Genomic DNA, 5,936 nt, shown 5'->3' with positions numbered 1-5,936 from the left:
TGTATGTTAATGGTATTGGTGGTTTCTTTTTCTGTTCTATTATTAACCGCATTCTGTGTAAAAACCAAACATCTTCACCTATTTGAACTATTAGCGATTTGGTTTACGGTAACAGCGGTTAATGCCCTTGTTTACACTTATTTCCTTGTTAATAAACATTGGATTACTGTACCAGATAGTAAGGAATTAGCTTTAGTCCGAATAACATGGTCTCTTATATTAAATCCTATTATTATTACATGGGTTCTTGATAAGGTTCTCCTGTTAAAACACTTTATCGTTAGACTCCTATGTTATATTGCAACCCTTGGAGTTCTTTTTTTAGGGGGCTGGACCTTCCACGTATTCGGTGTTGCCCGTTTTGTTTCAGTTGGATTACTGTGGTACATACCTTTTAAATCCATTGTTTTGATTATGGCATTATGTTCAGTTTGGATGATTCGATTGCTTATACGGAGTGATGGGATTTAGCATGTATTTAATTTCGAATATTAACGTATGGTTTAGTATTTTTGTATTTCTCGTGGGATGTCTTATAGTATATTGGTTGCCACAACGTTTACCCAAAGTTGTTTCAGTACTTATTATGATGTTGAGTTTGGCAGTTTCGTTGGGTTTAGACGAAACAATTGGGGTCCCACCAATGGATTTATACGACTCAAACATAAATCCAGGGCTGACCATATCGGAGATTCCAACCTGGGGAATGTATCCCATTAGTGGATACCTGTTCATTTATCTCTACGACAAGCTAAAGATTAAAGGGTTGTTAATCCCTTTTTATATTTTGTGTTGGTCTTTATTCGGGACTGCTTTCGAAGCTCTATCTAATACCTTTCGCGTTTTCCAATATAAAGGGTGGGAACTTCGTTATTCATTCCTTGTCTATGTGTTCACTCAATTGTTAACTGTTATTGTATTCAAGATTCTTATGAACAACTTCATTCATAATAAAAAAGAAAGAAGAAGGGGAATTGATTAAGAAATTAAAGGTCATCAATTCCATTTGAGAAGGTTATGAACATCACCACTTTTCAGTCTTTAAAGCCTCCTCGATAGAAACTTAATCGTGCTTTGACCTTCAGTAACGTTCTCCAAAATTGATTCCTTTTTTAACTAACCTGCCCCGTTAGTGGAACAAGAAAAAAGAGTCGCAGCTACGACTCTTTGTTAAACTCAAGCACCCATTAGTGTAAGTAAGTAACACATAAACACTAAAACAAAAACAAATAAAGGCAAATATAAATAACAATGTTTTGGTGACCTGATATGGCAACAGTCTCAAAAAGATGACAACGAATAAAGCGACGAAGCACCGATGATTGAATCAGCTCCAGAACCATCTAAACCATCGTTTTCGTGTCTTTTTTTATTCTTCTCCGTTTGTTGAAAAACAAAAAAGCACCCCTTTTTAAAGCAATGCCCTTGGTGTATACCTTTATAGCTGCATTACTGAGGATAAAGCGTGCTTCCTAAACATATAGTGAGTAAAACTACTTCAGCTGGGTAGTATATTTTTAGGATGGTTGCATTCATATTTAGTATATTCCCTATTAATAAACGAGGAAGTGAATAGATGAATTACAGTAACGAACGCAATAACTTTGGCAAAATTGTAGAAGAAAGTGGCGACAACCAAGTTGGTAGTAATGCTAATCAAGGTACCAGCGACTTTGTTGAAGCAACAGGAACTTTTACTGATGCCGTTGCGGGTGCTATGATAGGTGCTCAATTTGGACTAATTGGTACTGTTATAGGTGGTGTTTCAGGCGGTGTTATTGGTAACCAGATGGGGGAGTCGGCTGAAGCAGATAACAATACAGCTTCCAATAATCGTGATCTGAGCAATAATATTAACTCTATAAATAACTAGCTATTTTTCATAAGGATTCCAATAAATTTAACAAGGAAATGTAAATTTTCCGTTAACCTCAGATTTTGAAGAACTGCTAAATGTGTGGCTAACGGGTGAAATATCTAGAGGAAGGAACTCAATAATGAGTTCTTTTTCTTTTAATATTATATGCACCAAGAACGTTTAACAAAAAAACTCATATTCTTCATGTTCTTCGTCTAACCTGCCCCGTTACCTGAACAAGAAAAAGACCGCCGCAGCGATCCCATTCTTTAACTCTTGCACCCGTTATTTAAGAAGGTATGTACAATGCAAATCCTCTTGTATTTAGAGATAACTCCTATAATAATATAACATTGCTAAAAAAGTAATAATGGTGTAAGCCAATGACGTAAAAAAGGCGATATTAGGTGAAAACTCATATTTTTGTCTCTCTGTTTTGATTCCTGTACTTCCTTGAACGGAACTATCTAGGCTTCTTGAAGAATAACCACCTTTTGAGGTGAAAAACCAAATAATAACCGTTACCGCTAATCCAGCAAAAAATGAGTAGTCTATGAATTTTGAATGGGTAAACCAAGTTAGAGCATAACTTAGTCCCAATAAAACAAACAAAGTAATGACAATGGTGATTAATTTCTTCATTTTTATTTCTCCCCCTTTATAAATCTAAATACCTTTATATACGAATTCACTTCAAAATAGTTCCAAAATTTAATATTTTTTACTCTTCCTTCTTCAACTAAACTGCCCCGTTAGTTGAACAAGAAAAGCTGCCATAAAGACAGCTCTGATCTTAAACTCTTCCGTTAGTAAATATTAAGTACTTAGATTTTCAAGTCGTATAACTTATCTTGATGAATACCTATAGTTATAAATCTGACTTCATCCTTCATTTGCAATGCCTCTAGCCCACAATAATAACTTCCAATCTTCTTAAAACCCTTAAGAACTTTCTTTCTAAAATCCTTATAGAGTTCTAGTGAGATATTCTCTTTTGAACTCGTTGATATATGCCCACAAATAAGAAAGCTTTCTTTATGTATACCACCAGGCCAAAAGACGATTGATGAGCCGTTGATTAGTTGGTCAACTGCAAACTTTAATCCTCCTCTTTGTTGAGGTACTTCTTCAATTTTCAATTCAAAATTTTGGTCTAGTACAAGATACCGTTCAGATATATGGTCCCCAGAATGATTAATACCAAAGTCAATAATTTCACTATAAGATGTATAAACTGGAACTTCCATTTGATCAAACAATCCAGCTCTTACATATTTCACTTTACGATAGAGTTCTAACTCTTTGAGCCCTGTTTCTAAATCAGCTTTAGTAGCAAAGAAATGTACCTCTTTTGACATACTACCTCCATCTTTTTGACGTTCTAGGTTGATCTGTCTTTTGTAGTCTTTGAATGTAATAAATTCAACAAGAAATTTCAATTTCCCTTCTTCCACTAACCTGCCCCGATAGTTGAATAGAATCTCCCGTTTCAATTTCGAGAATGAAGTCAATAATTCCTCTAAAAAAGAAAATTTAGGGAGAGATGTATTTTGTTATTGTCAAAGGCATGGGAAACATATGAATCGGATAAACGAATTGAAGGATTTTCGCCACAAACATTAAAAGCATATAAACTCCAAGCCACATTACTTATTAGATATTTTAAGGATGTTAAACTTAATACTATCCACAGCTCAACTTAAAGAATACCTTGCAAAGTCAAGCGAAGCCTTAAAACCTTCAAGTTTGGCTCACCGAATACGTTTTATGAAATCATTATTTCGTTGGTCACATGAGGAGGGTCATATTTCAAAAAATCCCGCCGCCAAAATAAAGGAACCTAAAGCAGGGAAACGAATTCCAAAGTTTCTAACAGAATTTGAAATTGAACATTTACGTGAAGCCTGCACCAGCCCATTGGAGAAGGCTTTGTTTGAATTCATGTTTTCCACTGGGTGCCGTATAGGAGAAATTGTTTCCTTAGAGAAGACTAGAATTAATTGGTCTAACCGTTGTGCTATTGTGAGAGGAAAAGGGGATAAGGAGAGGGATGTGTATTTTAACATCTGCTGCGAAATTTGGCTTAAACGATACCTTGATCAACGCCAGGATGGCGATGCAGCCATTTTTGTTACAGAACGGTATCCTCATCGAATGAGTATTGCCCGGATGAGATATATCATCAAACGAATTTCGAATCGGGCACGGATCAATAAATCGATTCATCCGCACCAGCTAAGGCACAGTTATGCCACTCATATGCTAAATAATGGTGCACCTCTTGAAGTGATCCAGAGCTCAGTTAAGTGGGAGTTTAAGGCGAGAACTTTATTGCAAGTATTTTTAAATTGAACTCATAAAGGCAATGCATTAAAAAGCATTGCTCTTTCTTTAATTCTCGCACCCACTACTTTAAGTACAATCCTTCACAATGTCTTTGAAAAGTTGTATTTGAATCATTTTAAGGTCAAAAATTATTGGGTCCGAAAGGATTTTCTGGTGGATATTCCTCTAACTTATCAGCTGTTCTTTCATCTGGTGAGGTCGCCCCAGATTTTTTGTCAAAATAAATGGCTATTCCAACCAATATAATGATAGGTGTAAATATATAAATCCAAATCATCATAACACCTCCAAACTAACAACGAATTACTTATATTATATTACAAATTTAACTTTTTTTTACAATACTTTCAAACAAAGCTGCCCCGGTAGTCGAACAAGAAAAACCTGCTAAAAATAGCAGGTGGGTCTTCAACTCAAGCCCCTGTTGTTGTCAAAAAATACATTCCTATAAGAATAATCATTACGACGGATATACCTAAAAAAAGTCGTCTCAATAAAACACCTCCAATTTGATAACTACAACTTAAGATTCTAGGAAAATAACTCCATTGATATTATTTCACTCAATAATTTGTTATAATAATGTTTTAACAATACTGAGGGGGAAAATAATTTTTATGTCAGTTGAAGTAGGAAGCAAAGTACAAGGTAAAGTAACAGGTATCACTAATTTTGGAGCTTTCGTAGAATTACCGGGAGGCTCAACAGGTCTTGTGCATATCAGTGAGGTTGCAGATAGCTACGTGAAAGACGTTAATGACCATCTCAAATTAGGCGACCTGATTGAAGTTAAAGTGATTAGTGAGAAAGACGGAAAAATTGCCTTGTCCATCAAAAAAGCTACAGATAGACCCGAAGGACAAACCTCTTCTTATTCACAACGCCCTCCACGACAAGGAAGAGTTGATAGCCGATCAAAAGGCAATTTCAAAACCAAGGAAAATTTCGAAGATAAAATGGCTCGTTTTTTAAAGACTAGTGAAGAGAATTTGTCTACTCTAAAACGTAACACCGGAGCAAAGCAGGGCGGTAGAGGCGGGAGACGCGGATAACTTACTGCGATTTTTAAACTTCATAATATAAATAAAGGTAAGCCTCTATAATAAAATGGCTTGCCTTCTTTAGTGTATTTTTTACCACTTTAGGTCATTAAATGCACACAAAAAAACAACATCAAAGTTTAACAGAACTTTTCTTAAAAACGAAAATTCCTCTAAGAGGGGTTACTTCTTATCCATTTAACCTGAAAGATAGCCAATTTGAAAAAACTTCACTCAATAACAGTCTTTACGTTTAACTATAGCACCCGTTAACACAACAAGCTAATATAGAATTAGGGGAATTTTTACAAAATAATTCTTTTTTTGATCGTCTCAACGCAAATCTATCGTTTTTTTCTAGGACCTACCAATAATTTGATTGCTGTCCTATTTTCATTATTGATNNTGATTAAAACATCTGTAAATGCAGGAACAAAAACCAGATCAAGACCACTAGGAGCTACGAATCCTCTTGCAATCGCAATTGCTTTAATCGCTTGATTTAAAGCACCTGCTCCAATCGCTTGAATTTCTGTATTTTCTCTTTCTCTTAATATGCCTGCAATTGCACCTGCAACTGAATTCGGATTTGATTTTGATGATACTTTTAATACATTATCCATATAAATTTTTCCCCCTGTTATTTAATTGCTTGATATGATCACTGGAGAAGAATGTTATTAAGTATCTTT

At 35.1% G+C, this 5,936-nt stretch carries 8 protein-coding genes and 1 pseudogene; 5 read left to right on the top strand and 4 right to left on the bottom strand.

Annotated features, from left to right (window positions below; all coding sequences use genetic code 11):
- From V7161_RS00045 to V7161_RS00035, 3 genes are all read left to right on the top strand, one after another.
- Positions 1-471, top strand: a 471-nt coding sequence (locus V7161_RS00045) for a hypothetical protein (RefSeq protein WP_335441718.1), incomplete at its 5' end; no start/stop codon positions are given.
- A 172-nt stretch (positions 472-643) separates the two neighbouring features.
- Positions 644-982, top strand: coding sequence for a hypothetical protein (locus tag V7161_RS00040; RefSeq protein ID WP_335441717.1), 339 nt, complete (start codon positions 644-646; stop codon positions 980-982).
- Positions 983-1,576: 594 nt separating this feature from the next.
- Positions 1,577-1,873, top strand: a complete 297-nt coding sequence (locus V7161_RS00035) for a hypothetical protein (protein WP_335441716.1) — start codon at positions 1,577-1,579, stop codon at positions 1,871-1,873.
- A 309-nt stretch (positions 1,874-2,182) separates the two neighbouring features.
- On the opposite strand, the gene V7161_RS00030 is transcribed toward V7161_RS00035, so the two are convergent.
- On the bottom strand, positions 2,183-2,500 hold the full coding sequence (locus V7161_RS00030; RefSeq protein WP_335441715.1) for a hypothetical protein: 318 nt from the start codon (positions 2,498-2,500) through the stop codon (positions 2,183-2,185).
- Positions 2,501-2,682: 182 nt separating this feature from the next.
- Positions 2,683-3,312, bottom strand: a complete 630-nt coding sequence (locus V7161_RS00025) for a hypothetical protein (RefSeq protein ID WP_335441714.1) — start codon at positions 3,310-3,312, stop codon at positions 2,683-2,685.
- Between the two features lie 96 nt (positions 3,313-3,408).
- Between V7161_RS00025 and V7161_RS00020 the strand changes: the two are divergent.
- Positions 3,409-4,205, top strand: a pseudogene (locus tag V7161_RS00020) (tyrosine-type recombinase/integrase).
- A 120-nt stretch (positions 4,206-4,325) separates the two neighbouring features.
- On the opposite strand, the gene V7161_RS00015 reads toward V7161_RS00020, so the two are convergent.
- Entirely contained in the window at positions 4,326-4,481 is a 156-nt protein-coding gene (locus V7161_RS00015; protein ID WP_157412979.1) for a hypothetical protein, read from the bottom strand.
- A gap of 340 nt (positions 4,482-4,821) precedes the next feature.
- On the opposite strand from V7161_RS00015, the gene V7161_RS00010 reads away from it, so the two are divergent.
- Positions 4,822-5,256, top strand: a complete 435-nt coding sequence (locus V7161_RS00010; RefSeq protein ID WP_335441713.1) for a S1 domain-containing RNA-binding protein — start codon at positions 4,822-4,824, stop codon at positions 5,254-5,256.
- 332 nt (positions 5,257-5,588) lie between these two features.
- On the opposite strand, the gene V7161_RS00005 is transcribed toward V7161_RS00010, so the two are convergent.
- Complete coding sequence (locus V7161_RS00005; protein ID WP_335441712.1) at positions 5,589-5,867, bottom strand: stage V sporulation protein S; 279 nt, start codon at positions 5,865-5,867, stop codon at positions 5,589-5,591.
- Between the last annotated feature and the right edge of the window lie 69 nt (positions 5,868-5,936).

Source organism: Neobacillus drentensis (genome assembly GCF_036965425.1).
GTDB classification, from domain to species: Bacteria; Bacillota; Bacilli; order Bacillales; family Cytobacillaceae; genus Neobacillus; species Neobacillus drentensis_F.
Note: the sequence above shows the minus strand (reverse complement) of the source record. Positions and strands in the feature narration are given on the sequence as shown.

What these genes read in the sequence shown, in the direction of transcription:
- V7161_RS00040 (WP_335441717.1), top strand. Translation starts at nt 644, where the DNA reads ATGGATTTATACGACTCAAACATAAATCCAGGGCTGACCATATCGGAG.
- V7161_RS00035 (WP_335441716.1), top strand. Translation starts at nt 1,577, where the DNA reads ATGAATTACAGTAACGAACGCAATAACTTTGGCAAAATTGTAGAAGAA.
- V7161_RS00030 (WP_335441715.1), bottom strand. Translation starts at nt 2,500, where the DNA reads ATGAAGAAATTAATCACCATTGTCATTACTTTGTTTGTTTTATTGGGA.
- V7161_RS00015 (WP_157412979.1), bottom strand. Translation starts at nt 4,481, where the DNA reads ATGATTTGGATTTATATATTTACACCTATCATTATATTGGTTGGAATA.
- V7161_RS00010 (WP_335441713.1), top strand. Translation starts at nt 4,822, where the DNA reads ATGTCAGTTGAAGTAGGAAGCAAAGTACAAGGTAAAGTAACAGGTATC.